The sequence below is a fragment of the Pseudomonas sp. Con_6 genome (assembly GCF_059379395.1).
The window spans coordinates 27,976-53,323 of sequence record NZ_CM182011.1 but is presented as its reverse complement, the minus strand read 5'-3'; the positions used below and the strand labels follow the sequence as shown (position 1 = coordinate 53,323).

At 55.3% G+C, this 25,348-nt stretch carries 27 protein-coding genes and 2 pseudogenes; 14 read left to right on the top strand and 15 right to left on the bottom strand.

The features are described 5' to 3' along the window. Positions 1–612 (bottom strand): LysR substrate-binding domain-containing protein, encoded by a 612-nt coding sequence (locus AC5QPF_RS00255; protein WP_494961513.1) that lies wholly within the window; start codon positions 610–612, stop codon positions 1–3. A 75-nt stretch (positions 613–687) separates the two neighbouring features. Then, entirely contained in the window at positions 688–969 is a 282-nt protein-coding gene (locus AC5QPF_RS00250) for a LysR family transcriptional regulator (RefSeq protein ID WP_494961512.1), read from the bottom strand. A 257-nt stretch (positions 970–1,226) separates the two neighbouring features. Here AC5QPF_RS00250 and AC5QPF_RS00245 point away from each other — a divergent pair, with 257 nt between their 5' ends. From AC5QPF_RS00245 to AC5QPF_RS00235, 3 genes are read left to right on the top strand one after another with little or no spacing between them, the layout of a single operon-like run. Further along, on the top strand, positions 1,227–1,646 hold the full coding sequence (locus AC5QPF_RS00245; RefSeq protein ID WP_010951446.1) for a GtrA family protein: 420 nt from the start codon (positions 1,227–1,229) through the stop codon (positions 1,644–1,646). Continuing rightward, on the top strand, positions 1,612–2,595 hold the full coding sequence (locus tag AC5QPF_RS00240; RefSeq protein WP_010951445.1) for a glycosyltransferase family 2 protein: 984 nt from the start codon (positions 1,612–1,614) through the stop codon (positions 2,593–2,595). Before AC5QPF_RS00245 ends, AC5QPF_RS00240 begins: the two co-directional genes overlap by 35 nt. Then, positions 2,589–4,043: a phospholipid carrier-dependent glycosyltransferase gene (locus AC5QPF_RS00235; protein ID WP_010951444.1), complete on the top strand. Its 1,455-nt coding sequence runs from the start codon at positions 2,589–2,591 to the stop codon at positions 4,041–4,043. Before AC5QPF_RS00240 ends, AC5QPF_RS00235 begins: the two co-directional genes overlap by 7 nt. 82 nt (positions 4,044–4,125) lie before the next feature. On the opposite strand, the gene AC5QPF_RS00230 is transcribed toward AC5QPF_RS00235, so the two are convergent. Then, positions 4,126–4,347, bottom strand: coding sequence for a hypothetical protein (locus tag AC5QPF_RS00230; RefSeq protein WP_010951443.1), 222 nt, complete (start codon positions 4,345–4,347; stop codon positions 4,126–4,128). 266 nt (positions 4,348–4,613) lie between these two features. Between AC5QPF_RS00230 and AC5QPF_RS00225 the strand changes: the two genes are divergently transcribed. Beyond that, positions 4,614–5,201, top strand: coding sequence for a hypothetical protein (locus AC5QPF_RS00225; RefSeq protein ID WP_010951442.1), 588 nt, complete (start codon positions 4,614–4,616; stop codon positions 5,199–5,201). Between the two features lie 57 nt (positions 5,202–5,258). On the opposite strand, the gene AC5QPF_RS00220 is transcribed toward AC5QPF_RS00225, so the two are convergent. Beyond that, positions 5,259–6,677, bottom strand: a complete 1,419-nt coding sequence (locus tag AC5QPF_RS00220; protein WP_011953107.1) for a heavy metal sensor histidine kinase — start codon at positions 6,675–6,677, stop codon at positions 5,259–5,261. Then, positions 6,674–7,348, bottom strand: coding sequence for a heavy metal response regulator transcription factor (locus AC5QPF_RS00215; RefSeq protein WP_015268421.1), 675 nt, complete (start codon positions 7,346–7,348; stop codon positions 6,674–6,676). Before AC5QPF_RS00215 ends, AC5QPF_RS00220 begins: the two co-directional genes overlap by 4 nt. Before the next feature lie 689 nt (positions 7,349–8,037). Between AC5QPF_RS00215 and AC5QPF_RS00210 the strand changes: the two genes are divergently transcribed. Then, positions 8,038–8,364: a DUF2790 domain-containing protein gene (locus AC5QPF_RS00210; RefSeq protein WP_011953106.1), complete on the top strand. Its 327-nt coding sequence runs from the start codon at positions 8,038–8,040 to the stop codon at positions 8,362–8,364. Positions 8,365–8,396: 32 nt separating this feature from the next. Here the strand turns inward: AC5QPF_RS00210 and AC5QPF_RS00205 are convergent, their stop codons facing one another. The 3 genes from AC5QPF_RS00205 to AC5QPF_RS00195 form a co-directional block, all read right to left on the bottom strand. After that, positions 8,397–8,747, bottom strand: coding sequence for a DUF3147 family protein (locus AC5QPF_RS00205; protein ID WP_011953105.1), 351 nt, complete (start codon positions 8,745–8,747; stop codon positions 8,397–8,399). A gap of 157 nt (positions 8,748–8,904) precedes the next feature. Continuing rightward, positions 8,905–9,810, bottom strand: coding sequence for a cation diffusion facilitator family transporter (locus tag AC5QPF_RS00200; RefSeq protein WP_010951438.1), 906 nt, complete (start codon positions 9,808–9,810; stop codon positions 8,905–8,907). Between the two features lie 54 nt (positions 9,811–9,864). Beyond that, positions 9,865–10,203, bottom strand: a complete 339-nt coding sequence (locus AC5QPF_RS00195) for a zinc ribbon domain-containing protein (RefSeq protein WP_071890582.1) — start codon at positions 10,201–10,203, stop codon at positions 9,865–9,867. Positions 10,204–10,693: 490 nt separating this feature from the next. Between AC5QPF_RS00195 and AC5QPF_RS00190 the strand changes: the two genes are divergently transcribed. Both AC5QPF_RS00190 and AC5QPF_RS00185 read left to right on the top strand, forming a co-directional pair. Beyond that, a complete protein-coding gene (locus AC5QPF_RS00190; protein WP_003298414.1) occupies positions 10,694–12,391 on the top strand; it encodes a phosphoethanolamine transferase in 1,698 nt (565 codons plus the stop codon). Positions 12,392–12,513: 122 nt separating this feature from the next. Next, positions 12,514–12,642, top strand: a complete 129-nt coding sequence (locus AC5QPF_RS00185) for a hypothetical protein (RefSeq protein WP_003253468.1) — start codon at positions 12,514–12,516, stop codon at positions 12,640–12,642. A 143-nt stretch (positions 12,643–12,785) separates the two neighbouring features. On the opposite strand, the gene AC5QPF_RS00180 is transcribed toward AC5QPF_RS00185, so the two are convergent. The 4 genes from AC5QPF_RS00180 to AC5QPF_RS00165 form a co-directional block, all read right to left on the bottom strand. Further along, on the bottom strand, positions 12,786–12,992 hold the full coding sequence (locus tag AC5QPF_RS00180) for a hypothetical protein (RefSeq protein ID WP_011953104.1): 207 nt from the start codon (positions 12,990–12,992) through the stop codon (positions 12,786–12,788). Positions 12,993–13,006: 14 nt separating this feature from the next. Further along, positions 13,007–13,231: a hypothetical protein gene (locus AC5QPF_RS00175; protein WP_011953103.1), complete on the bottom strand. Its 225-nt coding sequence runs from the start codon at positions 13,229–13,231 to the stop codon at positions 13,007–13,009. Positions 13,232–14,087: 856 nt separating this feature from the next. Continuing rightward, positions 14,088–14,396, bottom strand: coding sequence for a hypothetical protein (locus AC5QPF_RS00170; protein WP_012312015.1), 309 nt, complete (start codon positions 14,394–14,396; stop codon positions 14,088–14,090). 411 nt (positions 14,397–14,807) lie between these two features. After that, positions 14,808–15,464 carry a hypothetical protein gene (locus tag AC5QPF_RS00165; protein WP_012312014.1) on the bottom strand — a complete coding sequence of 219 codons (657 nt, stop codon included), beginning with the start codon at positions 15,462–15,464 and terminating at the stop codon, positions 14,808–14,810. A gap of 206 nt (positions 15,465–15,670) precedes the next feature. Between AC5QPF_RS00165 and AC5QPF_RS00160 the strand changes: the two are divergent. After that, a pseudogene (locus AC5QPF_RS00160) lies at positions 15,671–16,459 on the top strand (SIR2 family NAD-dependent protein deacylase). Between the two features lie 317 nt (positions 16,460–16,776). On the opposite strand, the gene AC5QPF_RS00155 reads toward AC5QPF_RS00160, so the two are convergent. From AC5QPF_RS00155 to AC5QPF_RS00145, 3 genes and pseudogenes are all read right to left on the bottom strand, one after another. Continuing rightward, positions 16,777–17,031 carry an STAS-like domain-containing protein gene (locus AC5QPF_RS00155; protein WP_128337688.1) on the bottom strand — a complete coding sequence of 85 codons (255 nt, stop codon included), beginning with the start codon at positions 17,029–17,031 and terminating at the stop codon, positions 16,777–16,779. A 174-nt stretch (positions 17,032–17,205) separates the two neighbouring features. After that, on the bottom strand, positions 17,206–18,225 hold the full coding sequence (locus tag AC5QPF_RS00150; protein WP_015268415.1) for an ATP-binding protein: 1,020 nt from the start codon (positions 18,223–18,225) through the stop codon (positions 17,206–17,208). A 423-nt stretch (positions 18,226–18,648) separates the two neighbouring features. Continuing rightward, positions 18,649–18,984: pseudogene (locus AC5QPF_RS00145) on the bottom strand (helix-turn-helix transcriptional regulator); the annotation flags it as partial. A gap of 249 nt (positions 18,985–19,233) precedes the next feature. On the opposite strand from AC5QPF_RS00145, the gene AC5QPF_RS00140 reads away from it, so the two are divergent. From AC5QPF_RS00140 to AC5QPF_RS00115, 6 genes are all read left to right on the top strand, one after another. Beyond that, positions 19,234–21,792 carry a heavy metal translocating P-type ATPase gene (locus AC5QPF_RS00140; RefSeq protein ID WP_353218523.1) on the top strand — a complete coding sequence of 853 codons (2,559 nt, stop codon included), beginning with the start codon at positions 19,234–19,236 and terminating at the stop codon, positions 21,790–21,792. A 337-nt stretch (positions 21,793–22,129) separates the two neighbouring features. Further along, entirely contained in the window at positions 22,130–22,330 is a 201-nt protein-coding gene (locus AC5QPF_RS00135; RefSeq protein ID WP_004575963.1) for a heavy-metal-associated domain-containing protein, read from the top strand. A 265-nt stretch (positions 22,331–22,595) separates the two neighbouring features. Then, on the top strand, positions 22,596–23,618 hold the full coding sequence (locus tag AC5QPF_RS00130) for a YncE family protein (protein ID WP_011953096.1): 1,023 nt from the start codon (positions 22,596–22,598) through the stop codon (positions 23,616–23,618). A gap of 138 nt (positions 23,619–23,756) precedes the next feature. Next, on the top strand, positions 23,757–24,212 hold the full coding sequence (locus tag AC5QPF_RS00125) for a hypothetical protein (protein ID WP_011953095.1): 456 nt from the start codon (positions 23,757–23,759) through the stop codon (positions 24,210–24,212). A gap of 25 nt (positions 24,213–24,237) precedes the next feature. Further along, positions 24,238–24,513 carry a DUF2933 domain-containing protein gene (locus tag AC5QPF_RS00120; protein ID WP_011953094.1) on the top strand — a complete coding sequence of 92 codons (276 nt, stop codon included), beginning with the start codon at positions 24,238–24,240 and terminating at the stop codon, positions 24,511–24,513. Beyond that, entirely contained in the window at positions 24,510–25,169 is a 660-nt protein-coding gene (locus AC5QPF_RS00115; RefSeq protein ID WP_011953093.1) for a methyltransferase family protein, read from the top strand. The genes AC5QPF_RS00120 and AC5QPF_RS00115 overlap by 4 nt, the downstream gene beginning before the upstream one ends. Positions 25,170–25,348: the final 179 nt, after the last annotated feature.

The window sequence follows — 25,348 nt, the reverse complement described above, 5'->3', positions numbered from 1 at the left end:
TTACCGAACAAGCCAGTCCTTCTTATCAAAGAAGCTCTTCTTGATCAATCTTCGAATTTCCAAAACCTGCGGATTGCGGACAAGCTTCGTTTTGATAACAAGATAGACATCTTTCTCCTCCAGGTCGTCCAGGAAACCCGGCACGGGTAGGATATTTCTCTCCAGTTTTCGGCTGTAGTCGGGCAGCACTCCAATACACGCACCGCCAACGACAAGGCCTCGTGATAGGTTGTAGCTCTTGACCCGAGTGGTACCGCCCTGATGCTCAGCCATTATCGATGCCCACTTTCGTGAGCCCGCCAAGATCTCTTCATCCCAAGGGACAACGAGCATGAAGTTGTGCAAATCCAAGCTCTCCACTGGAAGGGTGACGCTTCTTGAATAGCGGCTGGAAATGAACAGGGCGTGCCCAATCCGGCCAAGCCTTTCAAACCTATACGTAGGATGGCGATCAAGCGCGCCTTTATCATCTGGGCTCACCAAAGCGATACCCACATCGACTTCACACTCAGAAAGCATCTGCGTTGTGCATTCTGAATGGATTTCCAGCTGCATTTCGGCATGATCACGCACGTAGGCGACTAGATCGCGGTTTACGATGTCGTTCAGCACTGGCTCTGTGATCGCGATGGTAAGCCTGGGGACTTCCTTTTCACCGGACTTGCCAAGGCCGTCTGGGCCGAAGAGCTAGCACAGGTAATGGCTGACCCTCTCGCCTGTGCGGGTCAGGGCAAGCTTGTTGTGTTTGTAGACAAACACGGGAGCACCAATGTGCTCTTCCAGTTTCTCCAAGCGTTTCCGCAGGCCTACCACTGGCACATTGAGCCCTCGGGCAGCCTGTTTGAAACTGGCACAACGTGCTGTTGCGAAAAACTCTACGGCCAGCTGATCATCAATTGGCAAATCATCCAATATGTCAGGGCTGTAAGGAACAACGCTGCTTGTATATGTTTCATTTTGTGTAACCATTAGGTCCCCCTTAATTCGGGGAATCTATCTCAATGCCACCCGGCGTTTCCTTATCTTGTCAACATTGTAATCCACGGGTCATGCATGCGTTATCGGAAGGCTTTTATTTCGAAAGCGTAATTTTCAGGCAATCCCTCTGATATTGTAGCGTGCTAGCCTAGTGCGCCGACTTGTTACTTACCATATATAGATTCGGCTAATTACGCATTTACATTTAGTTCACTATTTTTTCACCTTTGCCTCCATAGGCTTTGGGCATGGAAAATCAAACCCCACCTCTTACTACCTTACTGATTCGTTATCTGGGGATCGGCTTCATAGCAACGGGAGTCCATTATGCGGTGTTCCTATTGCTGGTTACGACAGAATTCGTTACTCCGTTACTGGCCAGTATCTGTGGCGGCATGGTTGGCGCAATCGCGAGCTTCATTGGAAATAGGGCGCTCTGTTTTGTGGCAGATGGCTCTCGTAAGTTTCAGCCTGTCAGGTTTGCACTGGTCGCGTTAACCACAAACTTCGGCAATGGCGTGGGTATGTGGTTCCTCATCAAGTCGAATCTGTCACCGCTCATCTCCCAAGTCGTAGTGACCTTAAGCCTCACTGCACTTGGATTCATTGCACATCGTTTTTGGACATTCAATCATGCAGACATTACATCGCTTTCCCGAGCGCCCTGATCCCTTGTTAACCATCGTGGTCCCTTGCTTCCAGGAAGAGGAAACCATCCCCGAGTTCCACCAGCGAATCACCCGCGTGGTGAAGCGCTTACCCGTCTCCTGCGAAATCCTCTATGTCGACGACGGCAGTAATGACCGGACGGCCGACATTCTTCGCCACTATCAGGATGGGTCATCTGTACGTTGCCTGTCCCTGAGTCGCAACTTCGGCAAAGAGGCTGCACTGAGCGCCGGGATAGACCATGCCCGTGGCAGTGCGCTGATCTTCATTGATGTCGACCTGCAGGATCCACCAGAGCTCATCGCGGCCATGGTGGACTACTGGCAACGCGGCTACGACGTGGTGAACATGCAGCGCAACCTGAGAATCGGTGATTCGTGGTTCAAGCGCATGAGTGCCCGGGCTTACTACTGGGTCATGCAGCGCCTGGTGGAGAAGGTGGACATGCCGGCCGATGTCAGCGATTTCCGATTGATTGGGCCTGCGCCGCTGGCAGCCCTGCGGGCCCTGGATGAACGCTCCAGGATTCTCAAAGGCATGATCGGCTGGGTAGGCTTTCGTACCATCGAACTGCCCTACAATCGCACTGTTCGCCATGCCGGGAGCACCAAATGGAATGCAGCTGGCCTGTTCAATCTGGCCATCGAGAGCATCGTCAGCTTCTCTCGCAAACCACTGCGCATTTTCAGCCTCATCAGTTTCGGTCTTTTCGTCTCCAGCATCTGCTACATGCTTGCGTCGCTTGTGGCAGGCAGTTTCGACATCCATCACCTGATCGTCGGAATGGCTTCATTCATGTGCGTCGGTGTCGCCATGGTGGGGGAGTACCTGGGCGTGACACTCGCGGAAGTGAAGCGCCGGCCTCTCTATTTCCTGAAGCACAGCAACAAGGCAGATCCCGTGTCACTCCACCCTTCGATGGCTTCGATCGAGGGTAAGAAATGCTGAACCTGAAGAACGAGAGGACGCTGTGGTGGGTCCTGGGTTCGATTTTGCTATTGCGTTTGGTGGGGCTGGGCATCTACCCGCTGATGGACACATCTGAGGCCCGTTACGCTGAAATGGCTCGCAAGATGGTCGAGTTGAATGACTGGATCACGCCCATGTTCGACTACGGGGTACCGTTCTGGGGCAAGCCTCCGTTGTCCTTCTGGACCCAGGCCGCGAGCATGACGGTCTTCGGCGTTAACGAGTTCGCTGCGCGCTTCCCAGCGTGGCTACTCCACCTGGCAAGCTGTTTCATCATCATCAAACTCGGCACGCAGCAGATTTCTCGTAACGCCGGCATCTGGGCTGCCATTATTTTTTCCAGCACCACACTTGGCCTGGTCTCCAGCGGTGTTGTGCTGACTGACCCTGTTTTGTCGTTCTCGATTCTGCTGGCCAGCTACGGTTTCTGGCGTTGGATGAAGTGCGCCAGCAAGGCGGATGCCTACCTGATGTTCGCAGGTCTCGGGCTGGGCTTGCTTGCCAAAGGGCCGCTGACCCTGGTGCTTATGGGGGCGCCGGCATTCGCCTGGTTCGTTATCTACAAGGAATGGGGACGGGTACTGAGGCTTCCCTGGATTAGCGGCCTTGTACTCATGTTCGGTATATCCGTGCCATGGTATGTCGCGGCCGAGATGAAAACGCCCGGCTTCATGGAGTACTTCTTCGTTGGTGAGCACTGGAGCCGCTACGTCGTCAGTAACTGGGCAGGGGACCTCTATGGTAGTGCTCATGCCAAGCCGTACGGCAGCATCTGGATCCAGCTCGGATTGTCGCTACTGCCATGGGCCTTGTTTCTACCACTGTTGATCCGCAAGCGTGGATCGATGCAGCGCTTCAAAGCCTACCTCTGGCTGTGGGCCTTGGCGACACCGGTCTTCTTCACATTTGCAGGCAACATTCTGTGGACCTACCTGCTACCCGCGCTGCCAGCGTGGGCATTGCTGCTGTCTGCACGGGTCAGCGAAGTTGGCCCGAAGACCACCTGGGCTGCCGCTGCGAGCGCATTGGTGTTGCCAATCATCGGTGCGGGCATCATCTACGCCGGGGTACTAGAGGAGCGCCCTCAGAATCAGCGGGATGTGGTTCAAGCCTGGCTCAATGTGCAGTCTGCTCATTCCGCTCCCCTGATCTATCCTGGCCGCCGCTCATACTCGTCGGAGTTTTACAGCAGCGGGAAGTCCGAGAACATCAAGGATCCTGCCAAGTGGCCGCGGGATGGCTCGTTCTATCTGTCCAGGCGCTTGCGAGACAGCAAGGATGGTCTGCCCGCTGATCTAGCTTGCACATCGATCACCGAAGCGAACGCCAGCCAGCTCCTGCTGTGCCATTGGAAACGCCCCGCACAAGGTGCCGAGGGTCTGGCCGGAGAAAGCAATGCGGAAACGCCTCGCAAGAACGAAGGCTAAATTCCAAGCACAAAAAAGCCAGGTTTTACCCTGGCTTTTTTGTCGATTTCTTTCGTCATTTGAAGTCCTATTTAACCGCCGATTAATTGTCGGCTTGTTCCTTACCATCCTTGCTTTCTTTCTTTTGCTCTTGAGCGACTTGTTGTTTGTTCTGGTCCGAAGAGTCATCGCTCCATAGGCGAGCCTGTTCGGTTCGGAAGTTCTCGTTGAACTGTTTCGTTCGCTCGAAGCCGCCTTCAGCGTAAGCGGTACCCATGAGACCCAGCAGCAGGCTGCCAATAGCGATAGATTTGACAAATTTCATTGTGAACCTCGGTTCATACTAGGCCAACCTGATTAGCGGCCTTTGTTGGTTTGTAGTTTAGGAACGCGAAGCTAACGACAAGGTGAGTCAATAATTACAATTCCGTAATTTTGGCTGCAGATAGGATGCGTTAAATCTTCAAATCTGGAAGGATCATGTCTATCTCGGCACTGTCGAGGGCGACTTCGAATTTTCTCTTAAATTACAATTTTGATATCTAGCGCGTTAATTCAGCGCGGCGTTGTTGGCCGCCCTAGGAGATAGCCATGAATGACATAGAGCCCTGGGCAGTTGCTATCGGTGACTTTCGCCGCTGCACTGAAAAACTCACTGTCCAGCTCGATGAGCTGACCTCGCAGACGCGCACCTCCAGCGCTGTTCTGGAGAGGTCGAACGAACTGGTGGAGCAGGTGGACGCTGTCGGCCGGCAGATTCAGGAGGAGGTGCGAAAGGCGGAGAAGGCTTGGTCGAACGCGGAGGAGGTTGCCTTGCGCGCCGCTGCATCAGCGTATTCAGCTGCATGCCGCGGAGTCGACACCGCCATCCAGCCACTGATCTCGGAGCTTACAGCAGCGACAAAGGCGGCGGACGCCTCTATCCAGGAGCTCAAGCGGGCACCGGTGCTGGCCAAGCGTTATGTGATGGTGGTCGCCACGGCGTTCTTCATTCTGGCGCTGATCTGTGTCTACTCGACCATGCGCCTGATCGATGCCGCCGGCAGCGTAAGTGCTCAAGAGAAAGTGAATGCTCAGTACTTCTCACACCTGTGGAAAAACGCCAATCCTGACGAACAGAAGATTATTAAGTCGGTGATTCTGCGGTCGCCCATGGACCCTGTGGTCCTTCGGCACTGATGCATTGAGGCAAACAAAAGGCCCGTCGATTGACGGGCCTAATCGTGTCTGCGCAATTTAAGCGGCGGTCATTGCCGGCTGCATTTGCTGGGCTTCCGGAAAGTGAAGGTGGAACCAGGTGAAGTTTTCTTCGGTCACCTCCACGCTCGCCGATCCCTGGTGCAGACTCATGATCGACTGCACAATGGCCAAGCCAAGACCGGTACCGCCTTCGCTCCGTGCTCGGCTCTTGTCCACACGGTAGAACCGCTCAAACAAGTGCGCGTGGTGTTCCTTGGCAATACCACGGCCGGGGTTGCCGACACTCAACGTCGTACCGCTCGCACTATGCTGCACCTTAACGTAGACCGTGCGGCCGCGAGGGCAGTAACGGATCGCGTTCGAGACCAGATTCGAGACGGCACGTTGAACCATCAGGCGATTCCCGCGCACCACGTCATCACTGCCGGAGATCTGCAGCTGAATCTCGCCTTCTTCTGCTGAAATGCTGAAGAGCTCGCACACTCGCTGAACCTCGTCGACCAAGGAGACGGATTCGAACTCCACCATTGATGCTGGATGACTGACCTGGGCCAAGAACAGCATGTCGGAAACCATGCGGCTCATGCGGTCCAGCTCTTCTGTGCACGACTCCAGAACCTCCCGGTACTCGGAAAGCGATCGTTCTCTGGTCAAGGCAACCTGGGCCTTGCCCATCAGGTTGGAAAGCGGTGCTCGAAGTTCGTGAGCAAGGTCGTCAGAAAACTGCGAGAGCTGCTGAACCCCATCATCCAGGCGAGCCAGCATGATGTTGATGCCGTCGGCGAGCATTTTGAGTTCTGCCGGCATCCCATCAGTTGGAAGGCGATGGTCGAGGCTCTCGGTTGAGATTTTCGAGGCGATCTTGAGGAACTTGGTCAGTGGTAGCAGGCCTCTGCGCACAGTCCACCAGCCAATGGCCAAGATCAGTGCGAGGATGACGGGGGACATCATCAAGGCCCAGGTCAGCAACGCATCGAGCAGCGCCTCACTGGATGACTGGTCCATGGTCATATAGACGCTGACCTCTGTTCCATCGCCCAAACGCATGATTCGAGAAGCACTCAGCAGAGGACGGTCCTGCGTATCACGCCATTCGTGCTCTTTGGGCTGGGCCGCCGGCTGAAACTTGTGCACCTCCAGATTGACCTGTTTCGAGCCAATCGAGAGCAGGGGAGTCTGATTCTGTGAGGTATCGAATATGCTCACATACAGGTTGTTGTGGCCCATGACCAAATCGACAAGCTGATGCGCATCCGCGTTGACGCCGGAGATGTCCGGGATGGTGGACAGGTTGTGAGCCATCCCCGCCATCTTTACTTCCAGGTCTGCTCTGGCATTTCTTTCCAGAGCCTTGCCTACCATCAGATAGCCAAAGGTGGCGAACAGAAGCAGCAACGCTGCGCTCATCAACCCAACTTTTAACCCCAGCTTTGCAGCCAGGCTGAATGGCCTCATGCGCGTTCCTCAAAAACGTACCCAACGCCACGAAGCGTGTGAATGAGCTTGGTTTCAAACGGCTCATCGATCTTCGAGCGCAAGCGCCGGATGGCTACATCGATGACATTGGTGTCGCAATCGAAATTCATATCCCAGACCAACGAGATGATCTGAGAGCGAGTCAGCGCTTCGCCCGTTCGGCTCATGAGCAGGTGCAGAAGCGCAAATTCCTTGGTGGTGAGATCGATGCGTGTGCCACCGCGGAAGACGCGATGGCGGACGGAGTCGAGTTCCAGATCGGCAATTTTCAGCGAGCTCTTCTCGACTAACTCATCACCACGGCGTTGCAGCGAACGGATGCGAGCAAGCAGCTCAGGGAATTCGAATGGCTTCACAAGGTAGTCATCCGCGCCGCCGTCCAAGCCCTTGAGCTTGTCATTGATGCGTCCGCGGGCGGTCAGCATGATGATGCGGACCCGGCTGGTCTTACGGATGGTTTCCAGCAGGTCCCAGCCGTCGATACCCGGGAGGTTCACGTCCAGGAGGACCAACGAATAGACATTAGTGTTGAACAAGTGCAGAGCATCTACACCGTTGTGCACGATATCTACGACATACCCGCTTTCGGATAGGCCCTGCTGAAGATATTCGGCAGTTTTAATTTCGTCTTCCACAACTAGAACGCGCATAACTTATCTCAAGGTGTGAGGAAGGAGTTGGCCTAATCCGCCAAGATTATGGTTGCAGGCTGTTCGAAAGTTTGGCTGAGGGTATGGCATGTGGTAGTCGCTACCTCTGTCCATACGCCGGGTCACCTGAGGACGCTTGAATCTTAACGCGAAGAAGCTGGCCGCGGCGAAATCCTACAAATTTGTAATGTAGCCGCAAGATTTCTGACAGTCATGCAGGCTCCACCCCTAAGCATAGCGGATTCTGGGGCCTGCGGCGGTGTATGACAGATTCGCCTGGCAGGTGGAATCGGCCAGGACAGGCAGCATTTCGGTCGTTAGCTTGCAAGGACTGGTACTGGCCTTGGATCGAGGGCGCCACGCAGGCAGACCCCATGCACGGCCGCAAACCGCAGCGCCTTTCTGCAAATTAGTTCACGTGGCGGCTCGATATTCTCTCGAATAATTATCTTACAATCTATTACATGTCCAAATTGTAATTGCCCGATCATCTTGGTGTTAGCCTCCTTTGCTAGTTTAAGGGCAGCGGAAGAGGCATCGCTGCTTTGGAAATTGTCTCATTTCAAAGCAGCTTGGCAAGAGCACCGAGCAGTTGTTCGCGCCAGTGCATTCACCTGTAAACCATACGCTCCTTTGGTAGGTGAATTTTAGCGCCCCCCTACGGGCGCTTTTTTATTAAGGGACTTCTTATGAACACTACTGTATCAGCGATCGCCGTGTTTTTGCTCTTTACATCACTAACAGCCAATGCCCAAAGCGGTATGGAGATCAATAAACGCATCGAGCGTACTGCTAGAGAGGCTACAGCGGATTATGCTCAACGCGTAAAAAAGCCCATGCCTCAACTAGAAGACTACGCCTATGGCATGGACCTGGACGTTGGTAAGTTGGTGTATGTATCACCCAGTGTGCGGTACTGCGGTAATGTAAGAAGCATGATGACCTACGAAGACTCGAAAGGCGAACTGCACATGGTTCGCTACCTGGTGAAGGGCGAGTGTGTTAATAGCCGTTAAGACTCATCAAGATGATCCCTGCGGCCACCGGATCATAGAAGCTCAATGCCGAACCGGCGCAGCAGTATGGCGAAGCCTCCGAAGCTGGCCATTGTGATGAGGATGCTGCTGATCAGTGTCGGCCAAAAGCCGAGCTTAGGTAGCAGCAATGGAAAAGCAATAAACATCGGTAGGGTCGGAAGCACGTACCAGAACGTGTACCAAGCATGGTTGGAGATCTTCTCCATGCTCTGGTTCTCTAAATAGAGCCAGACCAACGTCACGACCGTGACCAAGGGTAGGGCGGCGACCAAGCCGCCCAGCTTGTCGCTGCGTTTCGCCAGCTCTGACACGAGAATCACTATACCGGCAGTGAGTAGGTACTTCGTGATGATCCAGGCCATCGCTGAGCCTTCTGGAGGTTGTTGACGAGGGCAGGCGAAGCCATTCACCAACCCCCTTGAAGCGCTCCTGCCGTTTACGGCATCCCTCACCGCATTTTTTTTGCAACATCACCCTCAGCCAGGAGGGTGATGTGTTTGCATGGTGTTTACCGATCGGTCAGTGCGAGGGTGAGGGAACGCTCTCGTGGAAAGCTGCCCGCTCGATCTGGATGGTGCAGTGATGGATTTCGAATGCATCGCTGACAGCATCCACGACGGCCGCCAACACAGCATCCCCATCTGCAGAATCCCGAACCACTACGTGCGACGTCATCACGTTACTGCCACTGCTGACAGCCCACACGTGCAAGTCATGAACGTCCGTCACGCCATCTACTCCGAGGATGGTGGCCTCGATTGCCGTAACGTCGAGCCCCCTCGGGACACCCTCCATGAGGATCCCCAGGCTTTCGCGAAGCAACTGCCACGTCCGCGGCAGAACCCAAAGGCCGATCGCCACAGCGACAATCGTGTCGACCCAGGTCCAGCCGGTGAAGCGGATGATAAGTGCCGCGATGATTACGCCAAGCGAGCCGAGCATGTCGCTCCAAACTTCGAGGTAGGCTCCTTTGACGTTGAGGCTTTCGTTGCTCGCAGATGCCAGAAGGCGCATCGAAATTAGGTTGATGATCAGGCCGGCGATTGCGATCCACATCATCGCTCCGGTAGCGATCTCCGCCGGCATGAAGAAGCGCTGGTAGGCCTCATACAAGATGTACATCGCCACCAGGAAGAGCAGCACGGCGTTGAACGTCGAAGCCAGAATTTCCAGGCGCGCATAGCCGAAGGTTCTTTTCTGATCCGCCGGCCGCTTGGCTATCTGAAGTGCAATCAGTGAGATCGCCAAGGCGGCAGTATCTGTGAACATGTGAGATGCGTCCGACAGCAGCGCCAGGCTGCCGGTAATCCACGCACCGATCACTTCTGCAATCATGAAGCTGCCAGTCAAGCCGAGCGCCATGATTAGCTTCTTCTGATGCCCCTCGCGTACTGCAGCGCTGCCATGGTCATGATTTGAACCCACGTATTTCTCCTTGCGCAGGGTTGTGGTCTCGTTGGCCTTCCTGTCTACCTAGCCTTAGAGCGTCGCTTGGCCACAGTGACTGCAAAATCTTGCTCCTGCACTCAGCAGCGAGCCGCAGGCGGTGCAACCACTCGATAGCGGTGTTCCGCAGTTTAGACAAAAGCGTGCTGACGGATCGTTGGCCGTCCGGCACTGCCTGCAGCCCTGCAGATCTTTGATGGGGGCAGGAGTGGGAGGGCGCCCGCCGTCATACACCTGATTACCGCCGTCGCAGCCCTGCTGCCGGCCATGGCGATCATATTGCTCGGCCCCATGTCCCCCGCTGTGGTGCTTGCCTCCACCGTGGTTTCCACGGCCATGGTGCCCGCCCAGGATGTTTTTGAAAAAGCTCATGGTATTCGCCCCTCATTGATGGGTGACATATTAACGAGCAAAAGTTGAAAATAATATTCTGCTCGCGAGAAAGACTTGTAAGTTGAATTGAAAGTTCAAAATTAGCCTACGACAAAACGAAACCGTTTTGTTTGTGAAATTAAATTTATCTAGCTGAGCGGAGCATTGCTTTTGGTGGGTAGTATCCCCCTAATTTTGATCATAGCGTGATCAATGACAATCAAAACAGCAGTAATTGGATTTCTGTCAGCATTGTAATCCCGAGGTCATCGTGTCGTTATCAGGTCCCGGAAATAATGCGCTCAGCGAGATTCATTTCTCTTTTTATCCCTATGCCTCACACATACTAAGCGTCCCCAACGCCTAGGGGCCTAAGGCCTCTGACGCTCCGCACATTGCGCAATCGCTCAGCATCTGTCGACGGTTTGCCTTGTAGCTCCCGCTAACTCCATAGCTACCGCCATGGATAAGCAGCTTCCAGAGTTTGATAATGACACCTTCCAAATCCATTGTTCACACCCTGTTAAGCAAATGGATCTTTGCTATTCGCAATGCGCGGCAGAAAGGCATCAGTACTAATTTGCTAATCGGCCTGGTGACTTTTTGGTTACTGCTATTCGCGAACGCTGAGCTCTGGAACGTGCTCTGGAAGCTGGTATTCAAAACCGATGAAGTGAACTGGCAGCTAGCGGCTAGCCTCCCAGTCATAGTATTCGCATGGGTGTTTACCGTTCTGAGCTTGCTGTCATGGGGGCGGCTGGCCAAACCCATACTGTGCCTGGTACTGATCAGCGCGTCTTTTGCGAGTTACTTCATGAATGCCTACGGCATCGTGATCGATTACACAATGTTCACCAACGTTGTGGAGACCGACGTCGCTGAGGCAACCGAGTTGCTGAATTGGAAGCTCGGTCTTTGGGTCGCAATGGTTGGGGTGTTGCCCGTCTACCTGATTGCCCGGGTTCCCCTCCGGCGCAAGCCTTGGGCCAAAGCTTTGGTCAGCAGGTTCATTGCTCTGTCGCTCGCTCTGTTGACCTTATCTGGCATCGCGTTGAGTCAGTACCAGTCGTATGCCTCCTTGCTGCGCAACAATCGGGAGATCCGGCTGATTCTGGTACCTACCAACTTGTTTGCGGCTGGCCATGGGTACCTGAAGCGTCAGCTGGCCTCACCTAAAACGCTGACGGCCATTGGTACTGATGCGGTAGTTAATCGACAGGGTGCGGCTCGTAAACCCAGGCTGCTGGTACTGGCAGTAGGAGAGACCGCTCGCTCCGCCAACTTCTCCCTCAACGGCTACTCCCGTGAAACGAATCCGGAACTAGAAAAGCGAAATGTCATTAGCTTCACGAACGTGAGCTCCTGCGGTACCGCTACCGCGGTCTCGCTGCCATGCATGTTCCTGGACGTGGGTAAGGCCCAGTACAAAGATGGCTTGGCCAAGAGCCGAGAAGGGCTGCTCGACGTGCTTCAACGCGCTGGCATCAGTGTCATGTGGACTGACAACAACTCGGGGTGCAAAGGGGTCTGCGACAGGGTTCCCAACCACAAGGCTGCCTCTCACGCGGATTCCCAACTGTGCACCAGCGAGGAGTGTAAGGACGGGGTGCTGCTCACGGAGATGCAAGACTTCATCAAGCGCCAGGAAGGCGATGCTGTCCTGGTGCTCCACTACAAAGGCAGTCACGGCCCGGCCTACTACAAGCGCTACCCCTCGCAATTCAAGAAATTCGCACCGGTGTGCGAGACCAACGAGCTCGACAAATGTAAGCAGGAGGAGGTGGTCAATGCCTACGACAACTCAATCCTCTACACCGATTATGTGACTGCAAATCTCATCGATATCCTGGCGGCCAACACCAAGTTCGACACTGCGCTGATGTACGTTTCGGACCACGGCGAATCGCTGGGGGAGGGTGGGCTCTATCTACACGGGCTGCCTTACGCGATGGCTCCTGACGAGCAAACAAAGGTGCCGTTGGTACTTTGGATGTCTGACTCGCTCGCGAAGAGCGAAAAGGTCAACGTGGGTTGTTTGAAAGCTCAAACCACGTCACCGCTGAGCCACGACAACCTGTTCCACACCGTGCTCGGCATGATGAACGTCCAGACGTCTTCGTATCGCTCAGCGCTGGATTTCACTGCCCCTTGTAAGCCCTTTGTCGGAGGCTCTTATTCTGGCCTCTGAATGTTCGATGTGGACCGGATCATCGGCCAGGCGGTTCTGCACCAGCCTGCTTTGACAGCTGAGAGAAGCTGGACTAATTACATAGCTGCATTCAACAACCCAAGCGGAAAAGGAAGTTTTGCATGAGCATCAAGCCAGGCCCAAAGCGCACCAATGAAGATGGCACTCCGGACAAAAGGCAGCGAGTCACCCCTGAAAAGCAGAAGGACCATCCGGACCTGAAACCCCACAAGCACAAAAAGGGGGAGTAAGAAAAAAGCAGCTCTCGGGAGCTGCTTTTTTTTTGGGGCTGTGTGCAAACCCTCCCGACCGTCTCGCTGATCAATCGGACCGCGTCGTGAGTCTTCCGCTTGGCTTGATGGATTCTGAAGCTACCTCCGGATCGGTTATCCCTTCAGTGCGGACGACGAGACTGATATCCCAGAGCGTTGAGCTGATACTCGCTGACAGCCCGAAATTGTGATTCTGCGATTTGACGCAGGCGCTCAACCTCTTCGGCAGATGAGCCAGAAGCCTGCGCCTCGTGGTATTGCTTCATCGCATCCACTGCGTCGGTATACATGGGGTGGTCGGGGAGAAGAGCTGGTATCTTTTTCGTCATGTAGCGGCAGGTCCTCACTGGATAGTCGACGGTGGTTTACCTGCTTTGAGGAGCTGAAAATCAATGACCGCCTGATAGAGCGAATCTGCCAATAGGTGAAGACGCTGTACCTCAAGGTCTGGCAATCCAGCAGCCTCCGCTTCGTGGGCCTGTCGGATAGCTTCAAGCGCTTGCCTCATCAGTGGCTCACCAGCCTCGACCATTCCAATGAATGTGCGCTTCACAACATTTTGCTCCATTCAGCTGAAGATGAATTATAGGACACCGCGGCGTGGCAAGGCCCCGAGCAGCACAGGTGTTCGACGTCCGGCTGAACGAACCAATGAGGAGCGCGCTGGCCTGGGGAGTGGCCAGGGCGCGTGTCATAGCTACGTTGTAAACCACTTTTTTCACTGTAAACCACTGTGGTTTACAGTGAAAAAAAGTGGTTTACAGCAGGCCTCCTCAGGCCTGAGTCAGCTCCAGCAGATCGCCCAGTTCCTCCCGGGCCATCTTCACTCTATCCATTCTGCGATAAGGATGATCAACCGGCATCCGGATAAGAGATTCGAACCAAGCCGAATCGAATTTGATGACTTCCTTGTGAATGTGCTCAAGCTCACCTCCGCGAGGCTGTGACACTACAAACTCCAAAGCTTGCCTACATCGAATGCCGAGTCGCTGGCAGAAACCGGATTGAAATCGACGACCTCCACAAGGCTTACCGATCGAGCGCGTATACCACCAGCTCGAAAGAGGTCGAAGAACTGCAGTTGTTGGCCATTAGCAAAGGCAATCAAGGCGGGCATTTGGACCTGCGCTGTCCATTTGACTTACCTGTTGAATACAAGTCGAACGTGGTGAGTTTTAACAGGACAGACCGTGATCAGCGTGTACAGACAAGGGTCTTCGATTCGTCGGCTACCGAGACTGAGCGCACCCTACTGAGGCAGATCACCCAACCGGATGAGAACGCTCCGGTCAAAGCGCCTCGTCGTAAACCGCTTCCAAAGGCGACCGACGAAGACCTAGCACTAGCCTTCCATCGATACGTGGACTCACAGTCCCCGTCCTCACCTAAAAAGCCGAAGTAGCATGGCTGGTTTGGCTTTCAAATCAATGACCATCACGGAAGAAGTCATCCCTGGAAGCGAGGCCGAAGTCATCCTCGGGCTGCTGCGGATCACCTTCAAACATGTTGGCTGTGCGCCGCTCTTGCTTGAGGTAAGCGATGGTTTGGAAGAAGCAAGGTTCACATAGGTGTACCTCATAGCGCTCTCCGTCATGCAGTGCACCAAAGCCCCAGTGCGCCTGGAGCACCCCATACTGCAGGCTGCCGTTTTCCAAACGTGTGGAGGAGCCGCATACGTCGCAGCTCACGTCGACCACCGCTTCTGTTTCTACACGACCAGTGATTTTCATCATGAAGCCTCTGCCAACGTTGGGACAAATGATTACGCCAGAGTTGGGCCTTGGAGAGCATCAATATGCGCCGTATCGGTATTCCTGCGGCGAGAGTCGGCCGCCTGGGCCGAATAGCAAGTGGGAGGTATAACGCTCCAGAAAAGCTATGGCTTCCTTCTGAACGCATCCCTCGTAGTAGGCTCGCCGGGCTAGCGGAACTGTGGCCCGATTTTTCAGGCACAGCTTCACCAACTCTGATAACAAATAACCGCGAACGTCATATCGAGCATCAACCGCCTTGATCACCGTCGAATAGCAATCATGGAAGACGGGTCGCCAGTTACGATCGTTGCGGGGAGCTGGTTGACTGCTCATCTTGATCCCCTGAGACACTATCCATCGGGCGCGTCACGGTATGCAATCTGAAGCCGTTCATCTAATCACACGTCTTCCTCTTGGCTTTTTCTTTGCCGCAGCTAGCACCCATTCTGGGGCGGATGACAGCAAGGCTTTGGGGGCGATACCGCCCAGAGACGAATTTTCTGATTGGAACCAAGCCGCCATAGACCACTCGTCCATGCGAGTCGAGAGAACGGACAATACGTCGCAAAGGCTGCTGATCGGTTGATAGCCGTTGCTACCGTCCAAAGCATAAGCGGGGAAGAAGTCGACCTTCCCAGGTCGAAGCGAGAAGATCTGACCATCAGCCAGTAGCTGGTCGGGGTCAACTCCACCCCCTGGGGTGGAGGTAGATGCGAGCTGAAGCCATTGCTTGCCTGATATCCAGTCTCCGCTTTGGAAGACCCTGGAGCGGATGAGCCCGGCTGAAACGCCACTCTTCAGGATGGATTGAGGCACCGACTCTGCGGGGAGAAAGCAGTCGATGATGAGATCTAGCGCTTCCTGGGGGTATTCATCCAGCCGCCACTCGAATAGATCGTTGTACATCTGCAGGCCACCAAGGTAAGCATCGATCGTCCGGTCTGAATTGGCTTCAATCGACAGGGTAGCAACCAAAGCGACCTTGCTTTTATTCAGGGCGGTTGAAGGCTCATGTCGGGTCTGGATGTGAGCAAAGGGAGTGGTCATATGCACCTCCCGCGATGGGGCTAGAGATAGCTGTAGGTCGGGTAGCTGAAATCCATTGGAGGTTTACTAGAGCGGTAGCAGCAGTATGCGGCACCCTGCGCTCTACGCTTGGTTTTCCGATCAAACGCGAGTGCTTTAGCTGGGATGTGCGGCCGTTACCGTGTTTACTGCAAGGGAGTCCCCGCTGCGGGGCTGAGGTGTGTCCAATGAGCAATTTGCAAAGAGCTGCTGAGGCTTTGCGCAGGTCCAAGAGGGTCGTTTTTTTCACGGGTGCTGGCATCTCTGCTGACAGCGGAATTCCGACCTTCCGCGACAAGCTGACAGGCCTCTGGGCGAAGCATGACCCTCAGCGTCTCGAAACAGCGGACGCCTTTCGCAAAAATCCAGCTCTCGTCTAGAGCTGGTATCTTTGGCGCCGGCAGCAGGTTGGCCAGGCCAAACCTAACTTGGCTCATCTATCTATTCCACGGATAGCTGATGCTGGCTGGAACGTATCTGTCGTTACCCAGAATATTGATGATCTGCATGAACGAGCCGGCTCCAGTTCGGTGATACACCTTCATGGCCGCTTGATGGACGTGAAATGCTTCGGATGCCACCGGCCAGCAGAGTTATCACCAGATCAACTGGCGGTTCCCCCGGCGGGACAGATGATCGAGCCTCCGCGGTGCACTCGATGCAACGGGAGGTTGCGCCCTGGGGTGGTCTGGTTCAGAGAGAATCTTCCAGAGGATGCGTGGCGTTCAGCAGTAAGGCTTGTGGAAGCCTGTGACTTGCTGATTTCGGTGGGTACATCTGGCGTAGTCATGCCGGCAGCCGGTATTCCAGATATGGCTCTGGCGGCCGGGGCAACCGTGATCCATGTGAACCTTGACGACGTGGGGATGGACGGGGCGGAAGAGATAATGCTCGTTGGGCCTGCAGGGGTGGTATTACCCGCTTTGCTTCAAGCCGCAGGAGTTGCAGGTCCGTTGCAGCTTGATGGTTTTACTTAAGGAGCCAAGCCAGCTCTCCAATCCGCAGATGCTGTGCACATTTTTTTGCACATATCTCACGCCACGATACCCCAGTAGATTCAGGCTTTTCGCAGCCTTTGCATAGGTGAGTCGCGATGGATTTCTACACATCTCAATGAGGAAACCTAAGCTCCGTTTTCCACGTATTCCTCCGCTACAGAACGCTTTTCTGCGGTGTGTCCCCTGACATTCGCTTTTCAGGGCGAGCTATGGGGGCCACTCAAGACGGCTATCTTTTGCCTGGCACCAATGAAAAGGCCCTCAATATTGAGGGCCTTAAATTCAATGCGGATCCGTCACGCGGGCATTTTTTGCAGCTGTCGAACTCGATCATGGACCACAAATTTAATGATTCCTTTGACATCGTTGGTGCAGTTTTCAAAGGCAAGGCGCGATACCACCTGGCGACCCTCCTTCAGAATCAGCGCCCCGATCAACTCGTCGACGAAGGACTGAGTGACATCGTTCCCAGCGAAATCTATGACAACGCTCTCACCACTGCTGAGCGAGCGTTCGATTTCGGTACGGTAGGGGATCGCTGAAGCTCGCATTCCGTACGTTCGGATAGAACTATCCCTACTTAATCGAATTTGAGTTTGCATGTCGTAACCCCTTGTATTGCATAATCCTTTTTTGCAGCCCGAGAGTTTCAGTTGACGCTGAATCTCCCATTTACCGCTCCTTGCATGATCGACTCTAGCCCTCGAGCTATCAAAAAGCCAGAGCTAGCGGAAATTCAGATCTAGGTCGAGATCGTCGTCAACCTGTCCTGCATCGTCCTTCGGCAGCAAGTCACTGATCGAAATGGTGGGCAGCAGCTCACGGGTACAGCTAAACGCGATCGATACACCATTCCACAGCGCATCATGCAGCTCCTGAGACTGCCGACGCTTTGTGTCATGTATGCCATTGCCGCTCACGATGATCAAACCACCGCCCGCCGCGTCTGCAATTTTTGCGGTAGTTGTTAACCCGATACCTTGGTTCTCGCTACCCAGGATCTGGGCCATCGCACCCCGGTTGCAGCTCACTCGCGGTTTGAGTGCCGCCTCGATCGCGTGCAAATGCGTGCGGTCATGAAGCTCAGGGTGATTCCTCAGTGTCGCGAGAAACCCACACCCATTATCGACGATGGCCATGCGTACAAGGTTCAATTTTGGATAAAACTGACAGGTCAGCCAAACGGCGGCGTCACCACGTCCCTCTCTGCGGGCGTGAGTAAGCGAGTTTTCCAATAGCTCCTTGAGCGAATACTCCAGAGGGCCCCGGTAGGAGTCAAACTCATTCCGTCCCGTGTGCTCGTCGACTGGGGCATCCGGGTCCGATTGAGTCAACCTTCCCGTAATAGCTCTAGCGAGGCGAGAGGCTGCAGCCTCTGCTTGATGGTGTTCGCTGATTTTGGTGATTTCCACCAACGAGGTGCTTCGGTCGTTTCGACGTCCTACCCCCGATAGATCTACACCCTCTACATCAATGTCCTTGAAAAAATCCATCCTGGCCAGGTAGGAGGTCAGGTCTCTGCTCAAAAACTGCATCGAAACTCGCTTCTGGACCAACTGGTTTTCAAACAACGCTCGCAGCGTGGCCATCCCTAACGGATCGATATACGAGAGGTTGCTAGCGTCTAAAACGATGTCACCAGGGCAGTTAATGATTTCTGCGCACACAGAAAACAGGTCATGGGGCGATCTTGAGCCAAGCCCCCAAGGAAGAACGATCGCGTTTTCAATATCGATGGCCTGCATGCAATTCCCTGGCAACGGAGCTAACCCTTTCGGATAGATATAGGGCTCGATAGTAGCCCATTGCCTGCCGGGTAAGCACTCACCTATTTTTTGACGAGTAGTGCCGGCATAGAATTGGCGCGCGGCAGTAGCGGCCTGTGGATGGTGGATCGCGCTCGCCTTGGGCTCAACACGCACGAAGAAAACACGGCCAACGCCCTGCCACGGGTCAGCCATTCAAGCAAAGATGGCCAGATCAAAGCCTTGTGCGAGAGCACTGGAGCAGGTTTGTGAGTCCGCCGAGCAGTTTCATCTCCGACGTCTGCTGTGGGCAAAGGCAAAGCTGGAAGGGGAACAGCGAAGAGTGACCCGATCAGCGCTGTACCGCACCGCATGTATCAGGTCTGGGGCTTGAGCTGTTAGATCGCATAAGGCTACCTTGGCCGGCAACTGGAGAACGAACTGCACCTCGTCTTCCAATGCGTTGGCGTGGAAGTAACTGAGGAAGTACTCGCTTTGACGGAACTGGTCAGAAGCGATCTCCTCCAGGCGTTACAGCCCACTGGGCAGGCCTTCCTGACAGGCCTGGTAGAAGGGGTCGAGCAAGTATAGGCCGTCCAGGCAGGAAAGCATGGACGGCGTTCCCCACCGGGAGCCGGCGTCGTACTCCTCCAGCGGCTTGGGCACTCCCTCGCCGGGGTACAAGGCAGCCAGCGCATTGTCGAAGGGCAACCACTGGTGCAGCAGCAGGATCAGCAACCTCCAGAAATGATCTATGCCATGACGCTACACCACAACAATAATCGACACGCTTACAGGAGCATTGATTGGCGTCACAGCTGTTCAAGGAGATGTTGTCTAGGCTGGACAATACGGCAGCGGCCGATATTTCCCACCCAGCTTGGGAGTTGATCATGACGGAGCCCATCGCCGTGGTACAGATCTGGCAATACCTTTTTGGCGGACTAAAGGCGGTATTGCACTGATCATGCTGGCCATATTTGGCCTGTTTTATGTGGCTCGTGCACTATGGCCACCTGTCACAGGCACTACAGTTATTTAATTTTGTTGCTCTGTCCGCTGACGCAACTCTTCGGGCACAACCATGGCGGGTATTCTCACCAGAAGGGTGAAAACTCGTCCAAACCGGACAACAAAGGGAACTACTTCATGCACACCGAATCGTGCCAGCATGACCATGACCATGACCATGACCATGACCATGACCATGACCATGACCATGACCATGACCACTCGCACCCGCATGAGCAACCGGATGGTAGTCAGCGCGATTTGGTATGCGGTATGACGGTGCCACCGGATAGTCGCTACTTCGAGCTATACGAGGGAAGGACATACCGCTTCTGCAGTGAAAAGTGCCTGACGAAATTCCGCGCAGCGCCTGTGCATTATCTTAGCCCTCCCCAGGACCAAGAACACGCGGGCCATCTCCACTCGGCTGCCCCGCAGCCAAGCAACGCGGCGGACGCCGAATACACTTGCCCGATGCATCCCCAAATCCGCCAGCGTGGGCCGGGCAGTTGCCCAATCTGTGGCATGGCCCTAGAGCCGGTAATACCGGAGCTTGAGGAAGACGAGAACCCGGAACTCAAGGACTTCTCCCGCCGCTTCTGGTGGACCTTGCCCCTGACGGTCATCGTGACCGTGTTGGCCATGACTGCCCACCAACTCCAATTGCTGCATGGTGCCACACAGAATTGGGTGGAGTTGATTCTGGCCACTCCCGTGACACTATGGGCTGGCTGGCCGTTTTTCGTGCGTGGGGTCGCATCGATTCGTAATCGCAGCCCGAATATGTGGACCCTGATAGGTTTGGGAACGGCTGCGGCGTACCTATACAGCGTTGCGGCCACAGTGTTCCCGCAGGTTTTCCCGACGACTTTCATGCAGGATGGCCGCATCGGTGTCTACTTCGAAGCGGCTGCAGTCATCATCTCATTAACGTTGCTCGGCCAAATGCTCGAGCTCAAGGCGCGCTCACAAACCTCCGCCGCCATCAAGTCGCTCCTGGGTCTTGCCCCCAAGACGGCCCGTCGCATCGGGGCCGATGGTCAGGAGGAAGATATTCCGCTCACCCACGTGCATACGGGCGACCACCTGCGCGTTCGCCCTGGCGAGAAGGTGCCGGTCGACGGGGTGGTCCTGGAAGGCGAAAGTGCTATCGATGAATCCATGCTGACAGGCGAGCCCGTGCCAGTGATGAAGAAAGCTGGGGATGCACTCATCGGTGCCACGCTGAATACCCACGGCAGCCTTGTGATGGCGGCGCAGAAGGTCGGCGCCGAGACAGTGCTCTCGCAAATCGTGCAGATGGTCGCGCGGGCTCAGCGCTCGAAAGCCCCGATGCAGCGGATGGCGGACACCGTGGCCGGCTATTTCGTCATGGGGGTGATTCTGGTCGCGCTGGTCACGCTCTTCGGCTGGGGGCTTTTCGGACCGGAGCCTGGCTGGGTCTTCGGCCTGATCAATGCGGTCGCGGTCCTGATCATTGCCTGCCCCTGCGCGCTCGGCCTAGCCACTCCCATGTCGATCATGGTCGCTACCGGGAAGGCTGCCAGCAGTGGCGTGCTCTTCCGAGACGCCAGTGCTATCGAGAACCTCTGCAAGATCGACACGCTGATCGTCGACAAGACCGGGACCCTCACCGAGGGCCGGCCAGTGTTTCATAGCGTGGTCGGTACCGGGCAGTTCATGCCACCCGAAGTCTTGCGCCTTGCCGCCAGCCTGGACCAAGGCAGCGAGCATCCGCTGGCACATGCGATTGTCGATCATGCGCGAGCGCATGGACACAGCTTGTCCAAGCCAGAGGCGTTTGAGTCGGGCTCTGGGATCGGTGTACGTGGCCAGGTGAACGGCAAACGGCTGCAGCTTGGCAACACGACCTTGATGGAAGAGGCTGGCCTCGACACCAGTCCGTTGCGAGACCGCGCCGAGCAGCTGCGTCTGGAAGGCATGAGTATCATGTACTTGGCCGTCGATGGCGTGCTCGCTGGCCTGCTAGCGGTGTCCGATCCGGTCAAACCCACCTCCAAGGAGGCGGTAACCCGGCTACAGGCAGAAGATGTGAAGGTCATCATGGCCACCGGCGACGGCCTGACTACGGCACGTGCGGTCGCGAAACAACTCGGCATCGAGGAAGTCCACGGAGAAGTGAAACCCGAGGACAAGGAGCAACTGGTGGCGCTCCTGCAGGGCGATAAGCGCCGGGTTGCCATGGCAGGAGATGGGATCAACGATGCCCCTGCGCTGGCCCGGGCTGATGTCGGGATCGCCATGGGAACTGGCACCGATGTTGCCATGAACAGCTCCCAGTTGACGCTGGTCAAGGGCGACCTGATGGGCATCCTGCGGGCCAGAACACTATCCGTGGCCACGGTGAAGAACATGCGTCAAAACTTGGGCTTCGCATTCTTCTACAACGCTATGGGCATACCGCTGGCGGCAGGTTTGTTCTACCCGCTTACCGGCCATCTATTGTCACCGATGATTGCGGCATTGGCCATGAGCGTAAGTTCGGCTTCCGTGGTATTCAACGCACTGCGGCTGAAGCGCGTAGTCACAGACTGAAATGGGCACACCGCAACCTATGAGAGGAAGTTCCGCCATCAGCGTTTCAACGCCTGATCCATATGACTGACTGTCTAGGGCTTTGGCCTTAGCGGGTATGTCCGCGAGTTCGGCGCCAATCTGGTCCTGATGGAGGACATCGGGCAACTGCGACGTCCGCCATCTTCTGCCAAGATCGTAAGGGACAATTGTGATGCAGCAGGGGCCGCCGCCAGAGGAGTTGGACAAGATTTCAGGGCGAAGATAAATCCTTTGACCGGGCCTTGACCTTGTCATCGTGTCAAGGTTGAAGCTGTAAATGCGGCGAGAAAAGCCGTACCAGCATGAGAGGCCCGCTATGTTCGTTTTGGAAGTTTCCGGTATGGGATGTGGCAGTTGTGTCAACAAGATCACCAAGGCCATCCAGGCTGCCGATGGCGACGCGAAGGTGATCGTTGATCGTGCTGCCGGTACAGTGAGTGTCCAAAGCAACATCGAGGCGGAACGCGTCGGTGCACTGGTCCAGGCGCTTGGTTACCCAACCAAAGTCAGTCGCTAAGTCTCGTTACCGCTCAGATGGCAAGCCGCCGTGCCATGTTTCATGGCGCGGTTTCTTCATATACAGCCTGATGTCGACTGACTCCGGGTCGGGATAGCCAGCAATACTCCCCAAGAAATGGACGGCCTTCGATCACCCAGTGCCGAGTCAAGCTGTGGACGTTGACGCTGATCAAGAAAATGCTTCGCGATTGGTGTTTATCTTGAGTAAATGTATAGGCCAGCCTGGCTCACATACCCCGGCCCCTCGTTGGAGCTCATTCACAATGATGACTGCCAAGCGGTTTAGTTCTATGGCCTTGGGGATATCCCTGCTCATCCCTCTGGGGCTGGTCATGGCAAACCCTACGGGTAACGTCTACACGGCCAATGAACGGTCCGCTTCCATTAGCCAGGTAAATCTTGCGACAGGTGATGTGAGCACGGTCGCCTTGCCGATCGCACCCCACAACCTACAGGTTTCGCCCGACGGCAGCTTGCTTCTGGTTGTTGGAGTGGCTGGACATGCGGGGCATTCGAGCGGTGAAAAGCCCGGTGGGCAGTTGCTGGTGTTCAGTACCAGCGCGCTGGACAGGCCACCGTTCAGCTTCCCGGCAGGCGATCACCCGGCTCATGTGGTCACCGACGTCACCGGGCTGCGAGCTTTTGTGACCGATTCCGCTGCCAACCAGGTGCGAGTATTTGACCTTGAGCAGCGAATCGAGTTGCCCGGTATTCCAACTGGGCGTTATCCCCATGGGCTGCGCTTGAGCCCTGATGGCCGGACACTCTATATCGCGAACATGAAGAGCGACAGCGTATCGCTTATCGATGTCGTCACACTCAAAGAAACCGCGCAGATTCCCGTGGGCAAAGGCCCTGTCCAGGTCGGCTTTGCCCCTGACGGTCGCCTGGCATTCGTCTCGCTCAGTGCGACAAATCAGCTTGGCATCATCGACACGGCCAGACGCAAGGTGATCAGCAAGGTTGATGTCGGCCGCACGCCAATCCAGATGATGGCCACCGTTGACGGTCGCCAGGTCTATGTCGCGAATCAGGGCAGTGGCCAGAATCCGGACGACCGAGTCTCCATCGTAGATCTCCAGACGCGTAGCAGCCTGGGCACCGTGACCACCGGCAAGGGTGCCCATGGTGTGGCCATCAGCAGCGACGGCGCTTATGTGTTTGTCAGCAATATTGAAGCGGGCACCGTATCTGTCATCGATACGAGCAGCCGAAAGGTCGTTGCTACCCATAAGGTTGGCGCCGGGCCAAACGGGATCAGCTTCGAGCCGCCGAGTGCCCAATAATAGCCCGTCGGTGTACAACCCGAGCACGACGCGAAAAATGAGCATTCACGCCGGCGCAGTAATTTGCTTGTCGTGCCAGGTGAGGCCTAGCGCCCAGACCAAGGCATCCGGCTTTAAAACAGTGCTAAGGAGATGATGATGAACAACGTTCGAAATTTACTGATCGGACTTTGTTTGGCCGCAGCGTCCGTGGGCGCCATGGCGCAAAACACCGATGAACACTCGACACATCACCCGGCCGATGCGCCAAGCGCGGCGGCTACCGAGAAGACGCCTTCTCAGCCAATGGACAAAGGGCAAATGGCGGCGATGGACCAGCAAATGAAGGCCATGCAAGCCATGCACGAAAAGATGGCTGCAGCCAAAACGCCGGAAGCCCGTCAGGCGTTGATGGCCGAGCATATGGCGCTGATGAAAAATGGCATGGCCATGATGAAGTCCATGGAGGGTGGCATGCCTGAAATGGGGGGCATGCATGGCGGCATGGGCGGGGATATGGCCGCCCGCCACCAGATGATGGAAAAGCGCATGGACATGATGGAGTCGATGATGCAGATGATGATGGACCGCATGCCATCTGCTGCATCGAAGTAACCCATCTCCTTTCCCAGGAGTCGCTATGAACCCTCACTTCGATGAAAACGGCTCACCACACAGTTTCTGGCGTTCACGCTATGCAATCGGCCTGGTGGTAATCGGTGGGATCGCCGTCTACTTCCTGCTCACCGAGCACCTTGCCCATGTCGTTGGAGCCCTGCCTTATCTGTTGTTGCTCGCCTGTCCGCTGATGCATGTCTTCATGCATCGAGGACATGGGGGACACCATCACCAGGGCCAGAGCAAACCGGCCCCCTCCGATAAGGCTGATATCCATAAGCCGGGAGATCCATCATGAATCATGGTGAAAGCGCGTATGGCCTCTGGTCGCTGGTTTTCATCAACTCCGCGATCTTCATCATGTTTGCCTTCAGTTTCTTCAAGCCGGCAACGGCGAGAGACTGGAGGAGCTTCGGTGCATTCTCGGCCTTCATCGTTGCCCTGTTTGTGGAAATGTATGGCTTCCCCCTGACGATCTATCTGTTGTCAGGCTGGTTGCAGGCCAGGTTCCCCAACCTCGATCTGCTTTCCCACGAATCCGGCCATCTGTGGTCGACGTTGCTCGGTGACCAGGGCAACCCACACTTCAGTGTTTTGCACATTGCCAGTTACCTATTCCTGGGTTTCGGCTTCTATTTGCTTTCTGCCGCCTGGAACGTGCTATATCACGCGCAACGCCGCCGTTCACTTGCAACGGTCGGGCCCTATGGCTGGATCAGACATCCGCAGTACGTGGCATTTGTGCTGATTCTTCTGGGCTTTCTCCTTCAGTGGCCGACGCTGCTGACGCTGGCAATGTTCCCGGTGTTGCTGGTGATGTACGGGCGTTTGGCGGTTTCCGAAGAGCGGGAAATGCACAAGCAGTTTGGCGCTGCCTACGAAGCTTATACCCGCGTTACGCCTAGGTTCGTTCCGCACCTGCGCGAAAGGTTGGGTGGGGGTCATAGAGGCTGAAGCGTAGGACGAAGGAGCTACATGCCAGGAGGGTTTCAGCGGCAGTGTTTCTAGCGGGAATAGGGTATCCAAAGTCTGTTTGCTCGGATAACACTCTGAGTTGTCGCGGGTTTTCTTGTCGACAAGCTCGGTGGAATCCTTGTTGGCGTTCGGATAACTCAGGCAGTTGGATGACTTTG